20 protein-coding genes are annotated in these 20550 nt (G+C 69.4%); 6 read left to right on the top strand and 14 right to left on the bottom strand.

Annotation, left to right across the window (positions count from 1 at the left end):
* Nucleotides 1-25 precede the first annotated feature (25 nt).
* From NCO8_RS22190 to NCO8_RS22180, 3 genes are all read right to left on the bottom strand, one after another.
* The gene (locus tag NCO8_RS22190; protein WP_067642030.1) at nt 26-841 is read right to left on the bottom strand and encodes an exodeoxyribonuclease III; all 816 of its coding nucleotides are present in this window, start codon (nt 839-841) and stop codon (nt 26-28) included.
* 43 nt (nt 842-884) lie between these two features.
* Nucleotides 885-1838: an N-acetylglutamate synthase, CG3035 family gene (locus tag NCO8_RS22185; protein ID WP_067642029.1), complete on the bottom strand. Its 954-nt coding sequence runs from the start codon at nt 1836-1838 to the stop codon at nt 885-887.
* Nucleotides 1839-1949: 111 nt separating this feature from the next.
* Nucleotides 1950-2537 carry a peptide deformylase gene (locus NCO8_RS22180; RefSeq protein WP_067485806.1) on the bottom strand — a complete coding sequence of 196 codons (588 nt, stop codon included), beginning with the start codon at nt 2535-2537 and terminating at the stop codon, nt 1950-1952.
* Between the two features lie 181 nt (nt 2538-2718).
* On the opposite strand from NCO8_RS22180, the gene napA reads away from it, so the two are divergent.
* From napA to NCO8_RS22155, 5 genes are all read left to right on the top strand, one after another.
* Complete coding sequence (gene napA / locus NCO8_RS22175) at nt 2719-3021, top strand: nucleoid-associated protein NapA (protein ID WP_067484553.1); 303 nt, start codon at nt 2719-2721, stop codon at nt 3019-3021.
* Between the two features lie 42 nt (nt 3022-3063).
* A complete protein-coding gene (locus tag NCO8_RS22170) occupies nt 3064-3627 on the top strand; it encodes a LytR C-terminal domain-containing protein (protein ID WP_067484555.1) in 564 nt (187 codons plus the stop codon).
* An 88-nt stretch (nt 3628-3715) separates the two neighbouring features.
* The gene (gene sodC, locus NCO8_RS22165) at nt 3716-4414 is read left to right on the top strand and encodes a superoxide dismutase[Cu-Zn] (protein ID WP_067642028.1); all 699 of its coding nucleotides are present in this window, start codon (nt 3716-3718) and stop codon (nt 4412-4414) included.
* A gap of 12 nt (nt 4415-4426) precedes the next feature.
* Complete coding sequence (locus NCO8_RS22160) at nt 4427-5569, top strand: glutamate--cysteine ligase (RefSeq protein WP_067642027.1); 1143 nt, start codon at nt 4427-4429, stop codon at nt 5567-5569.
* Between the two features lie 50 nt (nt 5570-5619).
* Entirely contained in the window at nt 5620-6963 is a 1344-nt protein-coding gene (locus NCO8_RS22155; protein ID WP_067642026.1) for a phosphatase PAP2 family protein, read from the top strand.
* Here NCO8_RS22155 and mnhG read toward each other — a convergent pair whose 3' ends face one another.
* From mnhG to NCO8_RS22115, 8 genes are all read right to left on the bottom strand, one after another.
* Nucleotides 6964-7296, bottom strand: a complete 333-nt coding sequence (gene mnhG / locus NCO8_RS22150) for a monovalent cation/H(+) antiporter subunit G (protein ID WP_067484566.1) — start codon at nt 7294-7296, stop codon at nt 6964-6966.
* Entirely contained in the window at nt 7293-7553 is a 261-nt protein-coding gene (locus NCO8_RS22145; protein ID WP_067484569.1) for a monovalent cation/H+ antiporter complex subunit F, read from the bottom strand. Before NCO8_RS22145 ends, mnhG begins: the two co-directional genes overlap by 4 nt.
* Nucleotides 7550-8083, bottom strand: coding sequence for a Na+/H+ antiporter subunit E (locus NCO8_RS22140; protein WP_084457384.1), 534 nt, complete (start codon nt 8081-8083; stop codon nt 7550-7552). The genes NCO8_RS22145 and NCO8_RS22140 overlap by 4 nt, the downstream gene beginning before the upstream one ends.
* 17 nt (nt 8084-8100) lie before the next feature.
* Nucleotides 8101-9699, bottom strand: coding sequence for a Na+/H+ antiporter subunit D (locus tag NCO8_RS22135; RefSeq protein ID WP_067642024.1), 1599 nt, complete (start codon nt 9697-9699; stop codon nt 8101-8103).
* A complete protein-coding gene (locus NCO8_RS22130; RefSeq protein WP_067484576.1) occupies nt 9696-10082 on the bottom strand; it encodes a Na(+)/H(+) antiporter subunit C in 387 nt (128 codons plus the stop codon). The genes NCO8_RS22135 and NCO8_RS22130 overlap by 4 nt, the downstream gene beginning before the upstream one ends.
* Nucleotides 10079-12862 (bottom strand): Na+/H+ antiporter subunit A, encoded by a 2784-nt coding sequence (locus NCO8_RS22125; protein WP_067642023.1) that lies wholly within the window; start codon nt 12860-12862, stop codon nt 10079-10081. The genes NCO8_RS22130 and NCO8_RS22125 overlap by 4 nt, the downstream gene beginning before the upstream one ends.
* A gap of 108 nt (nt 12863-12970) precedes the next feature.
* Nucleotides 12971-14245, bottom strand: coding sequence for a hypothetical protein (locus tag NCO8_RS22120; protein ID WP_157105034.1), 1275 nt, complete (start codon nt 14243-14245; stop codon nt 12971-12973).
* 58 nt (nt 14246-14303) lie between these two features.
* The gene (locus NCO8_RS22115; protein WP_067642021.1) at nt 14304-16502 is read right to left on the bottom strand and encodes an AAA family ATPase; all 2199 of its coding nucleotides are present in this window, start codon (nt 16500-16502) and stop codon (nt 14304-14306) included.
* A 138-nt stretch (nt 16503-16640) separates the two neighbouring features.
* Between NCO8_RS22115 and NCO8_RS22110 the strand changes: the two genes are divergently transcribed.
* Nucleotides 16641-17003: a hypothetical protein gene (locus NCO8_RS22110; RefSeq protein WP_067484587.1), complete on the top strand. Its 363-nt coding sequence runs from the start codon at nt 16641-16643 to the stop codon at nt 17001-17003.
* 2 nt (nt 17004-17005) lie between these two features.
* Here the strand turns inward: NCO8_RS22110 and NCO8_RS22105 are convergent, their stop codons facing one another.
* Genes NCO8_RS22105 through NCO8_RS22095 form a run of 3 tightly spaced genes read right to left on the bottom strand, consistent with a single transcriptional unit; the run spans nt 17006 to nt 20525 of the window.
* Entirely contained in the window at nt 17006-17350 is a 345-nt protein-coding gene (locus NCO8_RS22105) for a UBP-type zinc finger domain-containing protein (protein WP_067642020.1), read from the bottom strand.
* Nucleotides 17351-17409: 59 nt separating this feature from the next.
* A complete protein-coding gene (locus NCO8_RS22100) occupies nt 17410-18849 on the bottom strand; it encodes an ATP-binding protein (protein ID WP_067484605.1) in 1440 nt (479 codons plus the stop codon).
* 8 nt (nt 18850-18857) lie between these two features.
* Complete coding sequence (locus NCO8_RS22095) at nt 18858-20525, bottom strand: NAD(P)/FAD-dependent oxidoreductase (protein ID WP_067642019.1); 1668 nt, start codon at nt 20523-20525, stop codon at nt 18858-18860.
* Nucleotides 20526-20550 lie beyond the last annotated feature (25 nt).

Here is a 20550-nt window from a genome sequence, read left to right as displayed (position 1 = left end):
CCCACGGTACCGCTGTGGATAGGTCTCAGTCGGTGAACTCGGCGATCACGGGAGCGTGGTCGCTGGCGCCCTTGCCCTTGCGTTCCTCGCGGTCGACGAAGGCGTCCTTGGTGCGGTCGGCGAGGGCGGGGGAGGCCAGCACGAAGTCGATGCGCATGCCCTCCTTGCGGGGAAAACGCAGCTGGGTGTAGTCCCAATAGGTGTAGACGCCGGGGCCGGGCGCGAACGGGCGCATCACGTCACGGAAGCCGGTGTCGAGCATCGCCTGGAAGGCGGCGCGCTCGGGTGCGGAGGTGTGGGTCTTGCCCTCGAAGAGCTTCGGATTCCACACGTCGTCGTCGGTGGGCGCGATATTCCAGTCGCCGACCAGGGCGATCTGGGCCGAGGGGTCCTCGGTGAGCCAGCGGGCGGCATCGGCGCGCAGCGTCGAGAGCCATTCGAGTTTGTAGGCGTAGTGCGGGTCGCCGAGCGAGCGGCCGTTGGGGACGTAGAGGCTCCACACCCGCACCCCGCCGCAGGTCGCGCCGATCGCCCGCGACTCGACCACCGGCGAGTCGAGCAGCGAGTCGCCCGCGTTCTTGTCGAAACCGGGCTGATCGGGGAACGCCACCTCCACGTCGTCGAGCCCGACCCGCGACACGATGGCCACACCGTTCCACTGATTGAGCCCGATATGGGCCACCTCGTACCCGGCCGCCTCGAACTGCTCGAACGGGAACTGATCGTCGCGGCACTTGGTTTCCTGCAGCGCGAGCACGTCGATGTCGTGGCGGTCGAGCAACGCTATTGCCCGGTCGACGCGGGAGCGGATCGAGTTCACATTCCAGGTGGCCAGACGCACGTGCGAGGTCCTTTCCGGGGGTATCTACCGAGGTTACCGGGGGTTATCCCTGCGGCGCGGCGTAGCGGTAGCTGTGGTGTTCGATGAAGCCGAGTTCGCGGTAGAGGGCCAGTGCGGTGGCGTTGCCGACTTCGACCTGGACGTAGGCGTGGGTGGCGCCCTGGTCGGCGCCCCAGCGGATCAGCTCGGCGCAGACCAGGGTGGCCAGGCCGTTGCGGCGGTGCGCGGCGGCCACGGCGACGCAGGTGAGGCCGACCCAGCGCCGGCCGTCCGGCGCCGTGGTCACCGCGCCGCGCCCGATGGCGAGGGCTTCGGGCACACCGAGGGTGGCGAAGCCGACGGTGCCGTCGAGGACGGAGGTGAGCACGTCACGGTCGGGTTCGCGAACGGCCGGGTCGAGCGGGATCTCGCCGCGGTAGCGGTGGGTGCGCAACCAGCCCTCGTCCGGTTGCGCGGCGATGCGAACCATCGAAGGGCCCTGGGGCAGCACGAAGTTCGAGATGTCCAGGCCGAGCACCACGGTCTCGCTCCAGCTGTTCCAGCCGGGCGGAACCGGGGCGAGCCGGTCGGGTAGTTGCAGCAGCAGCGGCAGACCGCGCGCGGTGTACCAGTCGGCGATCCGGTGCATCGTCTCGATCGACAAGGTGGCGGGCACGCCCGACTCACCGAGCGGCACAGCCGAATTCGCCCGGCCGGTGTATCCGTTGCCCGCGCGGACCAGCCAGCCGTCGATCCACGTGTGCTCGACACCGGGCCAGCCGCCTGCCGCCGCCGTCTCCAGCGACCGGATCTCCTTGGTCCGAATCGGCCTCGGCCCCAACGCCTTCAGCGCGACGACCCGATCCGCTGCGACCGAAACCACCTCGCCCTCGGCGGTGCGCACCGACGGGGGCGTCATCGACACCAGCTCGCCGATCACATCGGTGAGCGGTTGTGGATAACCCGCCGGCAGCTGATACCGCATCACCACCCGCTTGCCTATGGGGATGTCCGTCATGGTTGTCGGCCGCCTCGATCTGGACTGACCGGAGGGTGCGACGAAGAAGTGCCCGGAGGGAGGGAAGATCGAGGGAACAGGCCGACAACCCGCGGCGCCAGCCGCCATGTATCAGTCATTGCCGAAGGGGTCGGGCACAGTGCCCGGGACCCAGCTCAAACCCGGCTTGCCCCAACCGTTTCGCTTGATCGCCTTCTTGGCGGCGCGGGCGTTGCGGCCGATCAGCACGTCGACGTAGAGGAAGCCGTCGAGGTGGCCCACCTCGTGCTGCAGCATGCGCGCGAAGAACCCCGTGCCCTCGATGTCGACCGGTTCGCCGTGCTCGTCGGTGCCCGTGACGCGCGCCCAGTCGGCGCGGCCGGTGGGGAACTGCTCACCGGGCACCGACAGGCAGCCCTCTTCGTCGTCGTCGGGATCGGGCATGGTCTCCGGGATCTCGGAGGTCTCGAGCACCGGGTTGACGACGGCGCCCTTGCGGCGGATCTGGTTGCCCTCGGCGTCGAAATCGGGGCAGTCGTAGACGAACAGCCGCTTGCCGACCCCGACCTGGTTGGCCGCGAGGCCGACACCCTTGGAGGCCTCGAGCGTTTCGTACATGTCCGCGATCAGCCCGGCCAGCTCCGCCGGGGTCTCCGTCACCGGGGCGGTAGCGGTGTGGAGAACGGGGTCACCGACGATCACGATCGGGAGAATTGCCATGGTGGCCATTATCGCCGCAGGATCGCCCGCGCGAGCGGCGGCCCCTGTGCGCCGCGACACTCCTACTGGCCCGCAGTCAACACGCCGGGGCAGCGGTCGAAGGATCGGGCGGGCTCATGGTTGAATGATCCGCGACGTGCAAGCGTCATTTTCATCTCGTGATACTCGGCGAGGGAGCAAGATGGACGGCGCAGCGGCTCGGCACATCCCCCAGGATTCGGCCGACGATGGCTCCGGTCTCAGTCGGCGTGAACTCGACATCCTCGACTTCGAACGCAAATGGTGGAAGTACGCGGGCGCCAAGGAAGACGCGATCCGCGAACTGTTCTCGATGTCGGCCACCAGGTACTACCAGGTGCTCAATGCCGTCGTCGACAAGGAAGAAGCACTCGCGGCCGACCCGATGCTGGTCAAGCGACTGCGCCGGTTGCGCGCGAGCAGGCAGAAGGCCCGCGCCGCCCGCAAACTCGGGTTCCAGGTCTGAGATGCGAGCGACATCGCGGCCGATGCGACTAGGGTTGCGCGGGTGAGCAACCCGAATCCCACCCCCGGCGGCCCACCGCTGCGCGCGCTGGCGATGGTGTTGATCGCGCTGGCCATCGTCTTCGCCGGTCTGGGTGCGATGTCGTTGTCGAATTCCGGTGCCGAGGCGGCCGATCCGGTCGAGCAGACCGAGACCACCACCTCGAGCGCGGTGGCGCAGGCCCCGGCGACCACGGCCGCCCCGACCACCACCAGCGCGGCCGCCGCCCCGACGACGACAACCACCGTCGCGCCGACGACCACGACAACGACCACCACGCAGGCCGCGGCGACGAGCGACAAGGACATCCCCGTCCGCGTCCTGAACAACAGCCTCGTCGCGGGCTTGGCCGCGCGCACCGCGAGCGAACTCGGCGCGGCGGGCTGGACCAATGTGAGCACCGGCAACTACAGCGGTTCGAACCTCACGACGACCACGGTGTACTACGGCACCGCACCGGGCGAAGAGGCCGCGGCCGCCGAGATCGCCGCGCAGGTCGGCGGAACCGTTGCCCCGAAGACCGCCGACGCCACGCCCGGTGTCGTCGTCGTCCTGACAGGACGCTGAGCCGGCACGGCACGCGGTGCCGCAGGGCGTGTTCGCGCTGTGGCATCATCTTCAGCGGTACTGCCCCAGTCCGATAAGGAGTCCCCTGATGGCCACGTCGTCCACTCGTCGCCCGTCCTGGCGCATTGTGACCCCGGTTGTCGCGGTCGCCGCGTTCGGGCTCGCCGCCTGCACCAACAGCCAGGAGTCGAGTGACGTCAAGGGCACCACGCCGCCGGTGTGGACCGGCTCGTCCGCCCCCGCGGGCGGTGGCGAGGACCACGGCACCGGCCATCCGGCTCCCTCTGCCTCCGGCGAACCCGGCGCGCACGGCGACGACCACGGCGCCTCGACCGGCGGTCTGAAGGCCGAGCTGAAGAACAGCGCGGGCGCCGGTGTCGGCACCGCGACCATCGTCGCCGAGGGCAACCACCTGGTCGTCACCGTCGAGGCGCACGGCCTGACCCCCGGCTTCCACGGCCTGCACTTCCACCAGAACGGCACCTGCGAGGGCGACTTCACCTCGGCCGGTGGGCATCTGCAGGTCGGCGGGGCCACCGCGCACCCGGCCAGCGGTGACCTCACCTCCCTGCAGGTCGGTGCCGACGGCTCGGCGAAGCTGGTCACCCGCACCGACAGCGTCACCCTGGACAACATCAAGGGCAAGGCCCTGATCGTGCACGCGGGTGCCGACAACTTCGGCAACATCCCGCCGCGCTACACCCGGGAAGGCGGCACCGGCCCGGACGAGACCACCCTGTCCACCGGTGACGCGGGTGCCCGAGTGGCCTGCGGCGTCGTCGGTTAGCGAGACCCGCTGATGGCCGGGGCAATTCAGCCGGTGCCGTTTCGCGGTTCGCCCCGGCCGACAATCGGCATCGAATGGGAGATCGCGCTCGTCGACAAGGTCACGCGCGATCTGTCCAATACCGCCTCGGCGGTGTTCGACGCCGTCGGCGACCTGCGCGCCCACGACGGGACGCAGCAGGTCACCAAGGAATTGCTGCGCAACACGGTGGAATTGGTCACCGGTGTGCACGAGACCGTCGGCGGCGCGGTCGAGGACCTGCGCACCACTATGGACGCCGTGCGGCGCGCGGCCGACCCGCTCGGCGTCGACCTGTTCTGCGCGGGCACGCATCCGTTCGCCCAGTGGTCGGCCCAGCAGCTCACGCGCTCACCGCATTACGACGAGCTGATCGAGCGCACCCAGTGGTGGGGCCGTCAGATGCTCATCTGGGGTGTGCACGTGCACGTGGGAATCTCGCACCGCGACAAGGTCTTTCCCATCCTGAACTCGCTGCTGCTGTCGTATCCGCATCTGCTCGCGCTCTCGGCGTCCTCGCCGATGTGGTCCGGCGACGACACCGGCTACGCCAGCAACCGCGCGCTGATGTTCCAGCAGTTGCCCACCGCCGGACTGCCGTTCCAGTTCGAGAACTGGCGCCAGTTCGAGGGTTTCGTGCACGACCAGATGAAAACCGGTGTGTTCGAACAACTCGGCGGCATGCACTGGGACATCCGGCCCGCGCCCAAGTGGGGCACCATCGAGATCCGGGTGTGCGACGGGCTGTCCAGCCGCGCCGAACTCGCCTCGCTGGCCGCGCTGATCCACTGCCTGGTCGTCGATCTGGAACGCAGGCTCGACGACGGCGAACAGCTGCCGACCCTGCCGCCCTGGCATGTGCAGGAGAACAAATGGCGGGCCGCGCGCTACGGACTCGATGCCATCGTGGTCGTCGACGACGCGAGTAATGAGCGTTTGGTCACAGACGACCTGATGGACCTGCTCACCCGGTTGGAGCCGACCGCACGCCGTCTCGGCTGCGCCGACGAGCTCGCCGCCGTGGCCGAGATTCCCCGCCACGGTGCCTCCTACCAGCGTCAACGCCGGGTTGCCGCGCAGTCCCAGGGTGATCTTGTCGCGGTGGTCGACTCACTGGTACGCGAGCTCGATCAGTAGCGTTCAACTACCCAGCCCGGTGGCGTTAACCCGCCGTTTACGATGGGTGGATGCTTGTCGAACATCCGCGTGCTGCCGCGGGGGGTGCCACCCTCGGTTCCCGTCTGCGCGAACCGAGGACGCTCGCCGCGGTTGCGGTGTCGGCGGTCCTGCTGCTGCTGATCGGCCTGCAGATCGCGGCGTCGATCAGCGGCTTCGAAGGACCACTCGCCAGCTTGGCGCGCGACTATGTCGGCACGCCCAAGTCGATGTCGGTTCCGTGGGCCGGTCTCGTCCTCGCGCTGGTCGGGGTGTCGGCGCGCAGGCGGGTGTTCGCGGTGAGTGCCGCGATCGGGATCGACGCGGTGTTCGTCGCGCTGCGGCTGCTCGACGGTAAACCGTTCACCGTCGGCAACGGGCCGACCATCGTGCTCACCGCCCTCGCGATCATCGCGGCGGTGCGCTGGCAGGGACGCGAACGTACCGACGCGCTGAAGGCCGCGGCACTGGGTGCCTTGCTCATCCTGGCGACGAAGGTCGGCGACGTGTGGTTGCACGTCACCTCGGCGGTTCACCCGACGGTGCTCGACGAATACCTGCTGCTCGCCGATCACGCGCTCGGCGACCCGTCGTGGGTGGTCGGCCGGGTGCTCGAGGTCCTCGGTCCCGAGGTGTACGCGGTGCTGCACTGGGTCTACATCGAGCTGCCGGTGGCGGCGATCGTTGTCGCGGTGTGGCAGTTGCGCCGCGTGGTCACCACGGGAATCTGGCCGGGGCACTATCTGGTTCGCACGTTCCTGGTGCTCGGGTTGGTCGGGCCGCTGTTCTATGTGCTGTTCCCCGTGGTCGGCCCGATGTTCGCCTTCGGCGCCGACGGTAACGGCTTCCAGCTCGGCAACTTCTGGCCCTCGGCGCTGCCGCCGATCGGGCAGAGCCCGGCACCGCTGCCGTTCGACGAGTTCACCCCGCGCAACTGCATGCCCTCGATGCACACCGCCTGGGCGCTGTCGCTGTTCATCCACACGCGTCGCGATGTCGACGGCAGCCGCGCCCCCGCGTGGTTGCGGTGGGGCGGGGCGTTCTGGCTGGCCGCGACGGTCGCGGCGACGCTCGGGTTCGGTTACCACTACGGCGTGGATCTGGTGGCGGGTGTGGCGCTGTGCCTGACCGTCGAATCGGCGCTGCGCGAACCCGAGCGAGGCTGGGACGCGGCGCGGATCCGCTTGGTCGCCCTCGGATCGGCCGTGTTCGGTGGTCTGCTGCTCGGTTACCGCTACCTGGCGGTCGAGATGGCGCAGTACCCGGTGCTGGCCGGCGCCATCGTGATCGGGCTGCTCGCGGCGGTCGCCGTGGCATTCCATCTCACCTGGTTCGCCGCCGCGCCCGACCGGGCACCGGCCGCGGTTCGGGTGTAGTCAGTCAACCTCGTCGCCGAGTTCGTTGACGCGCAACAGGCCGTCGCGGTGTCGTTGCTCGCGGTAGGCGGTGCGCCCGAGCAGATGCGCGACCACCGGTGCGGTGATGATCGTGAACAGCGCGGTGAGCACGAGCATCCACACATTCGCGTCGCCGCGCAGGTCGATCCCGGTGCCGATGAGAACCATGATCAGGCCGATCACCTGCGGTTTGGTCGCCGCGTGCATCCGGGTGAGGGTGTCGGGGAAGCGCACGATCCCCAGTGCCGCGGTGCACGCGAGGACACAGCCGAGCACGATCAGCGGCGCCGACACCCACTCCCAGCCGCTCATCGGTCGTCCCGCACGCGAAAGCGCGTCACCGCGGCCGAGCCGAGGAAACCGACGAGGGCCAGCGCGACGATCGCCGGAATGACGGTGGTGTCGTTGCTGTAGGCCGCCCACACCGCGAGCCCGGACGCGGCGATGGCCATCAGCGAGTCGATCCCGACCACCCGGTCGAGGGTGCTCGGTCCGGCGAGGACGCGGTAGGCGGTACAGATGGCGGCGAACGACAGCAGCACCGCCGCGATGACAGCGACGACGGTCATACCTGAACCTCCGGTCCGTGATGCCGCTCGCCTCGTCGTTCGAAGGCGTCGATGATGAGACGTTCCAGGCGGCGGGTGGTGCGGTAGAAGTCGTCGACCGCCTTGTCGCTGCCCACATCGAGCACGTGGACGTACACCACGCAGCGCTGACGGTCGATCTCGAGCACCATGGTGCCGGGAATGAGATTGAGCAGATCGGTACAGATCACCAGCACCAGATCCGACTGGATGCCGAGGGCCACGCGCAGCACACCCGACACCGGCGGGCCCGCGGGCCGCAGTGCGAACCAGGCCACCTGCACGCTCGACTCGAGTGCGTAATAGGTTGCCGCGGCGATCAATTCGAGGAAGGACAGCGGGTGGAACCGGCCGGTCACCGGGATCCGTGGCAGCGGAAGCGCGAACACGACGATCAGCGCGACCACTCCACCGGCGAGCACATTGGCCGCGCTGAGGTCGCCCCACAGGGCCACCCACACGGCGGTCAGCCAGGCGAGGACGCCGAGTCGTAAGACGTTCTGCCGGTTCACGAGCCGGCGCAAAACTGTCATCGCGGCTCCTGTCCACCGAGGACGGATTGGATATATACCGACGGGTCGTTCAGATCAGCCGCGGCGCGTTCGGCGATACCGAGTACGGGCCCGGCGAACACGGTGAGCGCGAGGCCCGCGGTGATCAGCCCGGCGGTGGCGAGCACCATCAGCGCGGGCATGCGGCCGGGGTCGGTGCGGTCCTCGTATTGCACGTCGGTCGAATCCTCCACCAGGGTGGGCGGTTTCGCGGCGCTGAGATGACCCTCGGGTGCTTCTTCGCGTGGACGCCAGAACGCTTTGCCCCAGACGCGCGCCACCGCGTAGAGCGTGAGCAGGCTGGTGATCACCGAACCGGCGACCAGTACCCAGGCCAGCACGCTGCCGTCGGCCGCGCCCGCCTCGAGCAGGGTCACCTTGCCGATGAAGCCCGAGAACGGCGGAATACCACCGAGATTCAGCGCCGGTATCAGAAACAGCAGCCCGAGTAGCGGACTCGCCGAGGCGAGCCCACCGAGGCGGCGCAGCGACACCGACCCGGCCTGGCGCTCGATCAGGCCGACGGCGAGGAACAGCGCCGTCTGCACCAGAATGTGGTGGGCCACATAGAACACCGCGCCGGTGAGCCCGGCCGACCCGGCCAGCCCGATACCGAAAATCATGTACCCGATGTGGCTCACGAGGGTGAACGACAGCAGACGCCGGATATCGGTCTGGGCGATCGCGCCGAGAATGCCGACGAGCATGGTCGCCAGTCCGCACACCAGCAGGATGTCGTCGAACGCACCGTCCGGGAACCACAGCGTGTGCGTCCGGATGATCGCGTACACACCGACCTTGGTGAGCAGGCCCGCGAACACGGCGGTCACCGGCGCGGGCGCGGTGGGGTAGGAGTCGGGCAGCCAACTCGACAGCGGGAACACCGCCGCCTTGATCCCGAACGCCACGAGCAGCACGGCGTAGCAGGCCGTGCGCACCCCCTGCGGTGTCGCCTCGAGCCGGACGGCCAGTTGCGCGAGGTTCAGGGTGCCGGTGGCCGCGTAGGTGAGGCCGATGCCGATCAGGAAGATCATCGACGACACCATCGACACCATCACGTACGCGATGCCGGTGCGGATGCGTTCCTCGGTGGCGCCGACGGTGAGCAGCACGAACGAGGCGGCGAGCAGCAGCTCGAACCCGACGAACAGGTTGAACAGGTCGCCGGCCAGGAACGCCATCGACACACCGGCCGTGAGCACCAGGTAGGTGGGCCGGTAGATGGAGGTGGGCTGGTTCTCGTCGCCGTCGGAGATGTTCTGCCCCGCACCGTAGATCGACACGAGGAGCAGGACGAACGCCGAGACCAGCAGCATCGCCGCGCTGAGCCGGTCGACGACGAGGGTGATCCCGATCGGGGTCGGCCAGCCACCCACCTGCACCGCCGTCGTGCCGTCGCGGTCGGCGAGGTACAGCAGCAGCGCGCTGATGACGAGCACACCCGACAGCGCGACCATCGACACCAGCCGCTGGACGCGCGGTCGGCGCCCGAAGATCAGGGTGACCGCGGCGGCGAGCAGCGGGACGAGCACCGGCAGCGCGGCGAGGTCGGGAAGCAACTGCGGGGAGAGGGTCATTCGGCCGGGTCCTCGCTCTCGCGCCGGGCCGCGACCTGGGTGTCCTCGGGGTCGTTGCGGACGTCTTCGGTGGTGGTCAGCCGGTAGGCGCGGTAGGCGAGGGCGAGCACGAACGCGGCCAAACCCATCGTGATGACGATGGCGGTGAGCACCATCGCCTGGGCCAGTGGATCGGCCATACCGTCGGGCGAGGTGTCCGAGCCGGACAGCACCGGTGGGTTACCGTCCGGCCCGCCGCCGACAGTGAGGATCAGCAGGTTCACCGCGTTGCCGAGCAGGATGATCCCCAGCAGCATCTTCGACACCACCCGCTCGAGCACCAGATACACCCCGCAGGCGGTGAGCGCGCCGATCGTGAGCAGCATGACGAGATTGGCGCTCATGAGATCTCCTTGTCCAAGCGGGCGCCGAGGCTGCGCAGGACGTCGAGGGTGAGGCCGACGATCACCAGGTACACGCCGAGATCGAAGAACATGGCGGTGACGAGTTTGATGTGGCCGAGCACCGGCACGGTGATTTCGATGATCGCCGAGGACAGCGGTGGGGCCCCGAGCAGCAGCGAGGTGGTGGCCGTCCCGGCGGCGAGGATCAGGCCCGCGCCGAGGAGGTGTCCGGCGTCGACCGGCAGGGCCTCGCCGAGTTCGTAGCGCCCTCCCGCCAGGTAGCGCAGGGTGAGGGCGAGCCCGGCGAGCAGGCCACCGGCGAAGCCGCCGCCGGGCGCGTTGTGGCCGGAGAAGAAGAAGTACACCGACAGGACCATGATGGTCGGGAACAGCAGCCGGGTGGTGATCTGCAGGACCATCGACCGTTCGCGCCGGTCGAGCAGCCGGGCGGCGGGCAGCCAGCTCACCGCGTCGGGGTTGTAGTTCGGTGCGTCGGCGGCGCGGGGGGCGCTGCCGAAGCGGCGGCTGCGGAACACCAGCGAGGCCACGCCGGTGGCGGCGACGACGAGGACCGAGATCTCGCCGAGGGTGTCCCAGGCGCGGATGTCGACGAGCAGCACGTTCACCGCGTTCTTGCCGCCACCCACCCGGTAGGCGGCGTCGGGGATGGTGCGCCAGATCGGTTCGCTGTGCCGGGCGGCGGAGGCGAACGCGGCGAGTACCGTCACGGTGACGCCGACCGCGATGGCGAGCAGCGCGCGACGGACCTTGAACGCGGCGGCATAGCCGTCGGCGATCTCGGCCGGGAATCCGCGCAATACCAGCACGAAGATCACCAGAGTCAGTGTCTCGACCAGGAATTGGGTCAGCGCGAGGTCCGGTGCGCCGTGCAGCGCGAAGATCACGCCGCAGCCGTATCCGGTGACACCGACCACGAGCACACTGGCCAACCTGTTGCGCAGCACCGTCGCCGCGAGGGCCATGGCGATCATGATCGCGCCGATCACCGCCTGCAACGGTGAATCCCACAGGTGCAGGGTGATGCCCGTGCGGGTGCCGGTCGCGAGCATCACGGCGGGCAGCACGATGAGCGTGCAGAGGATGAAGGCCTGGCTGACGGGCAGCGAACCGGACTGCACTGTGCCGGTGAGGCGAAGCGAGAGCCGGTCCATCGCTCGCAGCGCGGCGTCGTAACCCCGATCGGCATTGCCGAGTCGCGGGCGCGCAGGTTCGTGAATCCTGTTGCGCACCAAGAACAATGCGAAACCGACCAGCACGATGACGGCGGTGAGCGCGAGGGCGGGCGTGAAGCCGTGCCACAGCGCGAGCGCCCCGTCGAGGACGCCCGGCAGGGTCTTCGCGTACGGGCTCAGCCACTCGTCGACGACCCCGGCGCCGAACCCGCCCGCCAGCCCGGCCACCGCGAGCACGGCAGGCGGGCCGACCAGCAGCGGTCCCGGCGCGTGCCAGGTTGTCGTGACGCCGGGGCTCGTGCCGAACGCGGCCCACAGGAACCGCGCGCTGTAGGCCACGGTGAGGGCCGAGCCGACGGCGATACCGATCAGCAGCAGCACCCGCACCAGCGGGCTGAACACCTGCGCCGCCCACACCGCGCTCAAGGCGGATTCCTTGCCGACGAACCCGAGCATCGGCGGCAACCCCGCCATGCTGATCGCCGCGGTCGCCGCCACCGCGCACAGCACCGGCGCGCGCCGCCCGAGCCCCGACAACCGGCGCAGATCGCGAGTCCCCGTGCCGTGATCGATGATGCCGACCACCATGAACAGGCACGCCTTGAACAAGCCGTGCGCTACCAGCAGCGCCAGCCCGGCGAGCGCGGCATCCGGGGTGCCGATGGCCATCATGGTGATGAGCAGTCCGAGCTGGCTCACCGTGCCGAACGCCAGTACCAGTTTCAGGTCGTGCACCTGCATGGCCCGCCAGCCGGCCAGCAGCATCGACGCGATCCCCAGCGGCAGCACGAGCGCATGCCACGGTGGGGTCTGGGAAAGGGCGGGTGCCAGGCGGGCGACCAGGTAGATGCCCGCTTTCACCATCGCGGCGGCGTGTAGATACGCGCTCACGGGAGTCGGCGCGGCCATCGCACCGGGCAACCAGAAGTGCAGTGGCACGATCGCCGACTTGCTCAGCGCGCCGACGAGCACGAGCACCACCGCCACCGACACCGCGATCCCGCCGGGTGGAGAGTCGCGGGCCAGCACGTCCGACAGCAGGAAACTGTCGTAGCGCAATCCGAGGATGACGATGCCGACCAGCATCGCCAGCCCACCCGCCGCCGTGACCAGCAGCGCCTGGATCGCGGCGCGGCGACTCGCGGCCTGCTCGGCGTAGTGGCCGACAAGCAGGAACGACAGCACCGTGGTGATTTCCCAGAACACGTAGAGCAACAGCATGTTGTCGCTGGTCACCAGGCCGAACATGGCACCGGAGAAGCCGACCAGCTCGGCCGCGAATATCCCGAGCCGCGCCTCGTCACGGTCGAAATAGCGCCCGCAATAGGCCAGGATCAGCGCGCCGATGCCGAGGACGAGCACACACATCACGGCGGCGAGTGAATCGAAGCGCAGGTCGATGTCCATCGAGATCTGCGGCGCCCACCGCACCCGGCTGGTGACGGTGACGCCCCAGTGCGCGATCACCCACCCGAGGCTGCCGAGCGGAACCAGCGCCAGCAGGTAGAAAGCGTTGCGGCCCAGTGCTCGCACGCACAGCGGGGCCGCGAGCGCGGCCATTGCGTGAGCGAGCAGGACAGCGAGCAACCGCGCCTCCGGGTCTCCTAGCGTGTGGCGAGCCCCGATCCTACGGGCGCGGAGACGATGCGCGTCGGCACCGAGGCTGTCGCGTCGGCCATGTCGGCACCGGTGTGGCTATGACCTGGGTGCCGGTTCGGCGGGCCTGATCCAATAGAACAGCGCCAGCGCGACCGCGGCGCCGATCGTGATGGCCAGCGCCGTGAACCCGGGGACCTGGTCGTCGGCGTTCACCCCGCCCGCGGGCCAGTTGCGCAGGCGGGTGGGGATGGCCCACAGGATCGACGGTAGATACAGCGCCCCGAGGGCCAGTACCGCGCTCGGCAGATAACTCACCCGCACCGAGGCGAAGCCGTACCCGGCGACGGCGGCGAGCAACCCGGTGCCGATCATCCAGGTGACAGTCCAGCCGAAATTGTCGGTGAACAGCGAGAAGACCGCGATCGCGGCCGCACCGAGCAGCACCGGCCACGGCGACGGCCGCGCCAGCCCGGCCAGCACGGTGATCACGACCACCGCGATCACGACAAGCAGGTTCCAGCCGAGGCTCGGCGCGTCACCGAGCGAATCGGCCACGGCGGCCAGGCTGACCGCGAGCAGCACGGCGGCGCCGTCACGATCGGGCAGCAGCAGGGCGGTGACGAAGGCCGCGGTGACGGTGAGGACCACCGCGAGACCCACCTGTGCGGTGCTGGCGCGTCGTCCGTCGAATTCGCCCGAGAGCCATTCGGTGGTGAGCAGCAGGGTCAGTGCGAGCAGGGTGGTCGCGATGATCGGGGAGATCGGCAGGTCGGCGGCCAGCCGGGGCGGGGCGCCGAGGATGACGCCGTGCTGGTGCCGTGCGGTGTTCACCGCGAGCAGGACCAGGGCGAACAGCACCAGCCAGGTGGGGCTGTGCGCGGACTTGTCGGCCTGGGTCGAATTCGAGGTGAAGATCGCGACCACCTCGCCGTACACGAACACCACGATCGTTCCGACCGCGAAACCGACCGCGGGCCAGCGCATCCGCAACGAGCAGATCCCGAGCGCGCCGTAGGCCGCGCCGCCGCAGATGCTGTCGATGTAGTTCTGGGTGGTCAGCACATCGGCCGAGGTCATCAGGGTGCCGATGTAGTAGTTCACGGCCAGTGCCGCCGTCGCGCAGGTGGCGGTGAGCCACACCAGCCCCGGCCGGGTGAGCGGGCGGACGAGCACCGCGACGACCACGGCGACGATGAGCCCGAGCGCGGCGGCCCGGGGGACGCTGTTGACCAGGCTGGTGACCCGGTACGGCGAATCGAGCGCCGAGGCGGCGGTGGTGCGGAACGTGAACGGCAGGAACAGCGCCATGCCCGCGACCGCGGCACCCGCGAACGCTGTCACCGCATCCAGACCATCACCGATCCTGGGCACGGTTCCGACGATACCGGCGAAACACGCACCACCTGGGAAATCAGCCCCCGGGGGCGGTTCATCCCCGGTTGCGCGCGTACTCCCGCAACGATTCGACCTGTGCGGGGTCGAGCGAGGGACGTACGGTGCGGCGGGCGGTCGCCACGTCCTCGGCGGTGACATCGGCGGCGGCCATGTCGCGGCGCAGCGCCGTGAGGGCGGCCTCGCGCAGCAGGGCGGCGCAGTCGGCCGCGGAGTAGCCGTCGAGGTCGCCGGCGAGGGCGGCCAGGTCGACGTCGTCGGCCAGCGGCACCGAGCGACCGGCGGTGCGCAGGATGTCGAGGCGCGCGGCCGCATCGGGCGGCGGGACGAACACCAGCCGTTCCAGCCTGCCCGGGCGCAGCAGAGCCGGGTCGATGAGTTCGGGCCGGTTGGTCGCCCCGAGCACCACCACATCGCGCAGCGGCTCCACCCCGTCGAGTTCGGTGAGCAGGGCGGCGACCACCCGGTCCGACACTCCCGAATCGCTGCTCTGTCCCCGGCGTGGGGCGAGCGCGTCGACCTCGTCGAGGAAGATCAGCGACGGCGCCGAATCGCGGGCCCGCTGGAACAGTTCGCGCACCGCGCGCTCCGACGAACCGACCCACTTGTCCATCAGCTCAGCACCTTTCACCGCGTGAACGCTGAGCTGTCCGGTCCCGGCCAAGGCACGGACCAGGAAGGTTTTGCCGCAACCGGGCGGCCCGTAGAGCAGCACGCCGCGCGGCGGCTCGATGCCGAGCCGGGCGAACGAGTCGGGGTGGCGCAGCGGCCACAGCACAGCTTCGGTGAGTGCCTGTTTGGTTTCCACCATGTCGCCGACGTCGTCGAGATCGAGGGAGCCGATGGCCAATTCCTCGGTGCCGGAACGGGACAGCGGCCGGATGACGTCGAGCGCGCCGATGAGGTCGTCCTGGGTGAGTTCGGGGTCGGCCTGTTCCCGGCTGGCCCGACCCGCAGCGCGCACTGCTGCCTCCCGGCACACCGCAGCCAGGTCAGCGACGACGAAACCCGGTGTGCGCGAGGCGATCACGTCGAGATCGAGCTTGCCCGACGGCACCTTGCGCAGCAGCTGTTCCAGTAGCGCGCGGCGCACGAGTGCGGTCGGCAGCGGCAGGGCCAGCTCGCGGTCGCACAGATCGGGTGCCCGCAGCCGTGAATCCACCTGTGCCGGATGCGCGGTGGTGGCCAGCAGCGCGACGCGTGGCGCGCGGACGGCGGCTCGCAACTGGTCGAGGATGAGAGTGGCGACAGGTTCCGCCTCCACCGGCAGCAGCGCGTCGATATCGGTGACGATCAGCACCCCGCCCTTGTCGGTGGCGATATCGGCGACCGCCGCGGCGACCTCACGCAACCGCGCGCCGCTCTCGCTCGCCCCGACGCTCGGCCCGTCGAGCACGACAACCCGGCGTGGCGCGGCGACCGCTTCGGCGAGGGTCGCCTTGCCCACGCCCGCCGGACCGGTGATGAGCACGCCCAGATGTGCCGGTGCGCCGAGGACTTTCAGCAGTTCCGGTTCGTCGAGCGCCAGACTCAGCCATTCGGCGAGCTTGGCAGCCTGGCTCTGCACGCCCGCCAGATCCTCCACCGGCACCGGCTCGCTGACCGCAGTCACCGCCGGTGCCTCGAGCGGGGTGTCGATGGCGCTACCGTCGCGCTCCAGCGCGTGCTGCACCGCCGCCGCGCCGCTGCCCCAGCCGACCGCCGAATTCGGTTGCACACTCACCGGACCCGGCCGCGGGTCGATCGCGGTGACCGTGAGCAGCTCGGTGGTCCAGGCGATCCCGAATGTGCGCGCCAGCGCCTGAGTGGTCGCCGCTGAGCTGATATCGGGACCGAGATCGCGTGGCAGCAGCGACACCGTGTCGCCGACGGTCACCACCTTGCCGAGCAGGGCCTGGCGCAGCGTCGCGGCGGGAATGCTCGCCATCGCCTGCGCCGAACCGCTCAGCGAGATCTGTTTGGCGCCGAACACCGTCACCGGGGCGACGGTCACCGCCGCGTTCTCCCGCAGCCCGACATTCGACAGGGTCACGTCGTCGAGCAGCGCGACGCCGGGCGGGTTGCCCGCGGGCGCCTTGGCCACCACCGCGGCCGTGCGCCGCGCGCCGATCAGCGCGATACCGTCCCATTCCCGCAGGCCGAGCGCCGTGAGCGTCTCCGGATGCAGACGAACCACCCCGCGACGGGCGTCGGCGGCCGAGGGATTGAGACGAGCGGTCAGCGAAAGTTCAGCCACCGTGCCATTCTGCCCGCTGCCCGGACCGAGCGCTGTGGACGATCAGCGATCGATTGGCTCATCCCAAGGTCGGAGTCTGTACGCTGCACCCGACGCGCCGGACGTGCCGGCGCCGCGATCCACCGGGGAAACCAGCAGATGAACCGAATCTCTTCCGTCGTCGCGACTGCCGGGGCACTCACCCTGATCCTGGCAGGCTGCGGTTCCGCCGACGAAGCCACCGACGCCTCCGGCCTGCGCAAGGGCACGCCCGCGAGCACCACCGCACCGGCCACGACCACGTCCAAGGCGGCCGCGAGCGGTTCGCAGGTCACCTGCTCGGAATTCAAGTCACTCGACAACGACGCGCAGACGCGGGTCATCGAGCAGATCCTGGCCGACAACCCCGGCGGCCCGTTCGAGGGCAGCCCGAACGTAGCGCTCGGCACCGCCAAACTGGTGTGCCTGGCACCGGGCAATGCAGACAAGACGGTGGCCGAGGCCGCCGGGATGACGCCCTGACCTCAGTGGATCAGTGACTGCCAGTTCTCGGGAACCCGGCCCGCCGGACCGGGGGCGGGCTGATCAGAGGGATGACTGGTCGGCGCCGCGAGTTCGGGTCCGCCCTCGTACATCTCGTTGGTCGCGAAGTTCCAGAACCAGTCCTCGCCGGGCTCGTAGCTCTGCATGAACGGGTGACCGGTGCTGCCGTAGTGCCGGGTGGCGTGCTGGCTGGGGGAGCTGTCACAGCAGCCGATGTGCCCGCACTGCGCGCACCGGCGCAGGTGCACCCACCAGCCACCGGCCTCGGTGCACTCGGCACACCCCGGCCCACTGGGCGGCACCGTTGGATCGATTCCTTCTGGCATTCGCTGACCTCCGTTTCCAGGCGGCTGGCGCCGCGGGGGTTCTCGGCGTGCTTGGAACCCTACGACCCGGCGGGTGCCTGCTGTGCGGGTTGCAGGGGCAGGCGCACGGTGAACCGCGTGTCGCCGGGAACGGAATCGACGCGGATGTCACCGTCGTGCTTGTTCACCACGATGCGGAACGAGATGTCCAGGCCGAGACCGGTGCCCTCACCGACCGGTTTGGTCGTGAAGAACGGTTCGAAGATGCGGTTGCGCGACTCCTCGGGAATACCGGGACCCGTATCGCCGATTTCGACTGCCACACAATCGTTCTCACGATAGGTGCGCACGGTGAGGGTGCCCTCGCCGCCCATCGCGTAGACCGCGTTGTCGATCAGATTCGTCCACACCTGGTTGAGTTCGGCGGCGAAGCACGGCACCGGCGGGAGGGCGCGGTCGTAGTCCTTGACCACCCGCACACCGTCACCGAGCTTGCGGTTGAGCATCACCAGGGTGGAATCGAGCAGTTCGTGCAGGTCGACGACCTGGTACGGCGCCCGGTCCATCTGTGAGTACTGCTTGGCCGCGCCGACGAGAGTGGAGATGCGGCCGGTGGAGTCGACGATCTCGTTCAGCAGCAGCTCGGTCTCGATGGTGTAGTTCAGCCAGCGCACCGCGCCCTCGAACACGTCGGCATGGCAGGCCTGCAGGGTCGCCTTCACCCCTTCGAGCCAGTCGACGTCGAGACCGGCCTGCACGAAGGTGGGCGCCAGGTTCCAGCCGTCGGCGATGCCCTCGTCGGTGAACCAGTCGGCGAGGGCGTCCTCGCGGTCGGCCGCCTCGAGCGGCGACAGATCCGGCGCCTTGGCCACCTGCTCGGCGGCCTGTTCCTGCAGCTCCACCAGGTGCACGAGGGCCTCGGTGGGGAACTTGCCCTCGGCCATCATCTTGAGCTTGTGCCGCATTCCGGCCACCCGCTCACGCAACCCGGCGGTGGCCCGCACGGCAGCGGCGGCGGGATTGTTGAGCTCGTGGGTGAGCCCCGCCGACAGCGAACCGAGCGCGACGAGCCGCTCACGCTCGGCGATGCGCTGATTGGACCGCCGCCCACCGAAGAACGCGCCCTCGAGCAGGTGCACCGCCATCGGGAACCACGCGTGCATCATCCGGGAGAAGTCGGCCGCGTCGAGCACAAGGAACCGGGACCGGCGCAGCACATACATCGACCCGTTGTAGTTCGGCTCGGCCTTGTCGCCCAGGTACGCCGTCCACGCGCCCGCGTACACACCGCGCTGGTCGGTGCGGTTGGTTTCCACCTCCACCCCGCCCGAGAGCTTGGTCAGCTTCACCTCGCCGTCGATGAGCACGTAGAAGCAGGTCGCGGGTTGGCCCTCGAGGAACACCGGCCCCGGGTCGACGTATTCGATGCGACCGGCCGCGCACAGCTCGGAAAGCTGTGCGTCGTCGAGCTTTTCGAACAGGAACAGAGTTCGCAGTTCTTCGGGATCACAGACCGACATCACGCCTCCTACGACAGGTACCGGTGCACGAACATCACGGCCATGGCGCCTTCGCCGACCGCCGAGGCGACCCGCTTGGCCGACTCGGCGTGCACGTCACCGGCCACGAACACCCCGGGCACGCTGGTTTCGAGGTGGTGCGGTGGTCGCGGCAGCTCCCAGCCTGCCGGGCGCGCGCCGTCGACGAGCAGGTCGGGGCCCGCCAGCACGTAGCCGGCGTCGTCGCGGGCGACGACACCGTCGAGCCAGCCGGTCTGCGGTGCGGCGCCGATGAACAGGAACAATCGTTGCGCGTCGACCTTGTCCTCGGTGCCGTTGCGGTTGTCGCGCAGGATGATCCGTTCCAGGTGCTGGTCGCCGTCGGCGCCGGCCACCTCGGTTTCGGTGTGCACGGTGATGTTCGGGATCTGCGCGATCTGCTGAATCAGGTAGTGCGACATCGACTTCTCCAGCGAGTCGCCACGCACCACCAGGTGCACGCCACGCGCGTGCCGCGACAGGAACACCGCGGCCTGCCCGGCGGAGTTCGCGCCACCGACGATGTACACCTCTTGCTCGGCGCATTCGGTGGCCTCGGTCATCGCCGAGCCGTAATACACGCCGCGCCCGGTGAATTCGTCGACACCCGGCGCCGGATGACGTCGGTAGTCCACGCCGGTGGCGATGAGAACCGTGTGCGCGCACAGTGATCCGCCGTCGGCGAAGCGCACAGTCCGTGCCGAACCGTTCACCTCCAGGCCGACGACCTCGCGGGTGGTGACGATCTCGGCACCGAACTTCGCGGCCTGCCTGCGTGCGCGGTCGGCCAGTTGCGCGCCCGAAAGCCCGTCGGGGAAACCGAGATAGTTCTCGATGCGTGAGCTCTGCCCGGCCTGCCCACCGGTCGCGGTGCGTTCCACCAGCACGGTGCGCAAACCCTCGGACGCGCCGTAGACGGCGGCGCCGAGCCCGGCCGGACCACCGCCGACGACGATCAGGTCGTAGAACTCGTCGCTGGCTTGCACGGTGAGACCGCAGCTTTCGGCGAGTTCGCTGTCGGTCGGCTGGATCAATGCCTCGCCCGCCTGGGTGATGACCACCGGACACGACTGCGGGTCGGCACCCGCCGCCTCGAGCAGCCGGGCGCCCTCGGGTTCGTCGCGCGGGTACCAGCGGTACGGCAACTGGTTGCGCGCCAGGAACTCTCGCACCTGTGAGGATCGCGGCGACCAGCGGTCACCGACCACCTTGGTCTCGTAGACGGGCCGCTGTTCGGCACTGCGCCAGGCGTCGAGGAGGCCGTCGATCACCGGATACAGCTTCTCCTCCGGCGGATCCCACGGCTTGAGCAGGTAGTGGTCGAGGTCGACGACGTTGATCGCGTTGATCGCCGCATCGGTGTCGGCGTAGGCGGTGAGCAATACGCGGCGTGCGTAGGGATGCAGGTCCATCGCCTGCTCGAGGAATTCGATGCCGTCCATACCCGGCATGCGGTAGTCGGCGATCAGCACGGCCACCGGCTGACCGCGCAGCTTCATCTCACGCAGGGCCTCGAGGGCCTGCGGACCCGATTCGGCGCGCAGAATGCGGTAGTCGGCGCCGAAGCGGCGGCGCAGGTCGCGCACCACCGCCCGCGAAACGCCGGGATCGTCGTCGACGCTCAGAATGGCCGGTTTGGTCATGGCGGGATTGCTCACCCCGCAAGTATCCCCCGTGCGCGGA

It is taken from the genome of Nocardia coubleae NBRC 108252, assembly GCF_001612805.1.
Lineage (GTDB): Bacteria > Actinomycetota > Actinomycetes > Mycobacteriales > Mycobacteriaceae > Nocardia > Nocardia coubleae.
The sequence above is the reverse complement of the archived record's forward strand: the minus strand, read 5'-3'. Positions and strand labels throughout refer to the sequence as shown.

Excerpts from the sequence above, each read along its gene's own strand:
- NCO8_RS22135 (WP_067642024.1), bottom strand. The coding sequence starts at position 9,699 with ATGACCCTCTCCCCGCAGTTGCTTCCCGACCTCGCCGCGCTGCCGGTG.
- NCO8_RS22180 (WP_067485806.1), bottom strand. The coding sequence starts at position 2,537 with ATGGCAATTCTCCCGATCGTGATCGTCGGTGACCCCGTTCTCCACACC.
- NCO8_RS22160 (WP_067642027.1), top strand. The coding sequence starts at position 4,427 with ATGGCCGGGGCAATTCAGCCGGTGCCGTTTCGCGGTTCGCCCCGGCCG.
- napA (WP_067484553.1), top strand. The coding sequence starts at position 2,719 with ATGGACGGCGCAGCGGCTCGGCACATCCCCCAGGATTCGGCCGACGAT.
- NCO8_RS22185 (WP_067642029.1), bottom strand. The coding sequence starts at position 1,838 with ATGACGGACATCCCCATAGGCAAGCGGGTGGTGATGCGGTATCAGCTG.
- NCO8_RS22155 (WP_067642026.1), top strand. The coding sequence starts at position 5,620 with ATGCTTGTCGAACATCCGCGTGCTGCCGCGGGGGGTGCCACCCTCGGT.
- sodC (WP_067642028.1), top strand. The coding sequence starts at position 3,716 with ATGGCCACGTCGTCCACTCGTCGCCCGTCCTGGCGCATTGTGACCCCG.
- NCO8_RS22100 (WP_067484605.1), bottom strand. The coding sequence starts at position 18,849 with ATGTCGGTCTGTGATCCCGAAGAACTGCGAACTCTGTTCCTGTTCGAA.
- mnhG (WP_067484566.1), bottom strand. The coding sequence starts at position 7,296 with ATGAGCGGCTGGGAGTGGGTGTCGGCGCCGCTGATCGTGCTCGGCTGT.
- NCO8_RS22145 (WP_067484569.1), bottom strand. The coding sequence starts at position 7,553 with ATGACCGTCGTCGCTGTCATCGCGGCGGTGCTGCTGTCGTTCGCCGCC.
- NCO8_RS22110 (WP_067484587.1), top strand. The coding sequence starts at position 16,641 with ATGAACCGAATCTCTTCCGTCGTCGCGACTGCCGGGGCACTCACCCTG.
- NCO8_RS22105 (WP_067642020.1), bottom strand. The coding sequence starts at position 17,350 with ATGCCAGAAGGAATCGATCCAACGGTGCCGCCCAGTGGGCCGGGGTGT.
- NCO8_RS22130 (WP_067484576.1), bottom strand. The coding sequence starts at position 10,082 with ATGAGCGCCAATCTCGTCATGCTGCTCACGATCGGCGCGCTCACCGCC.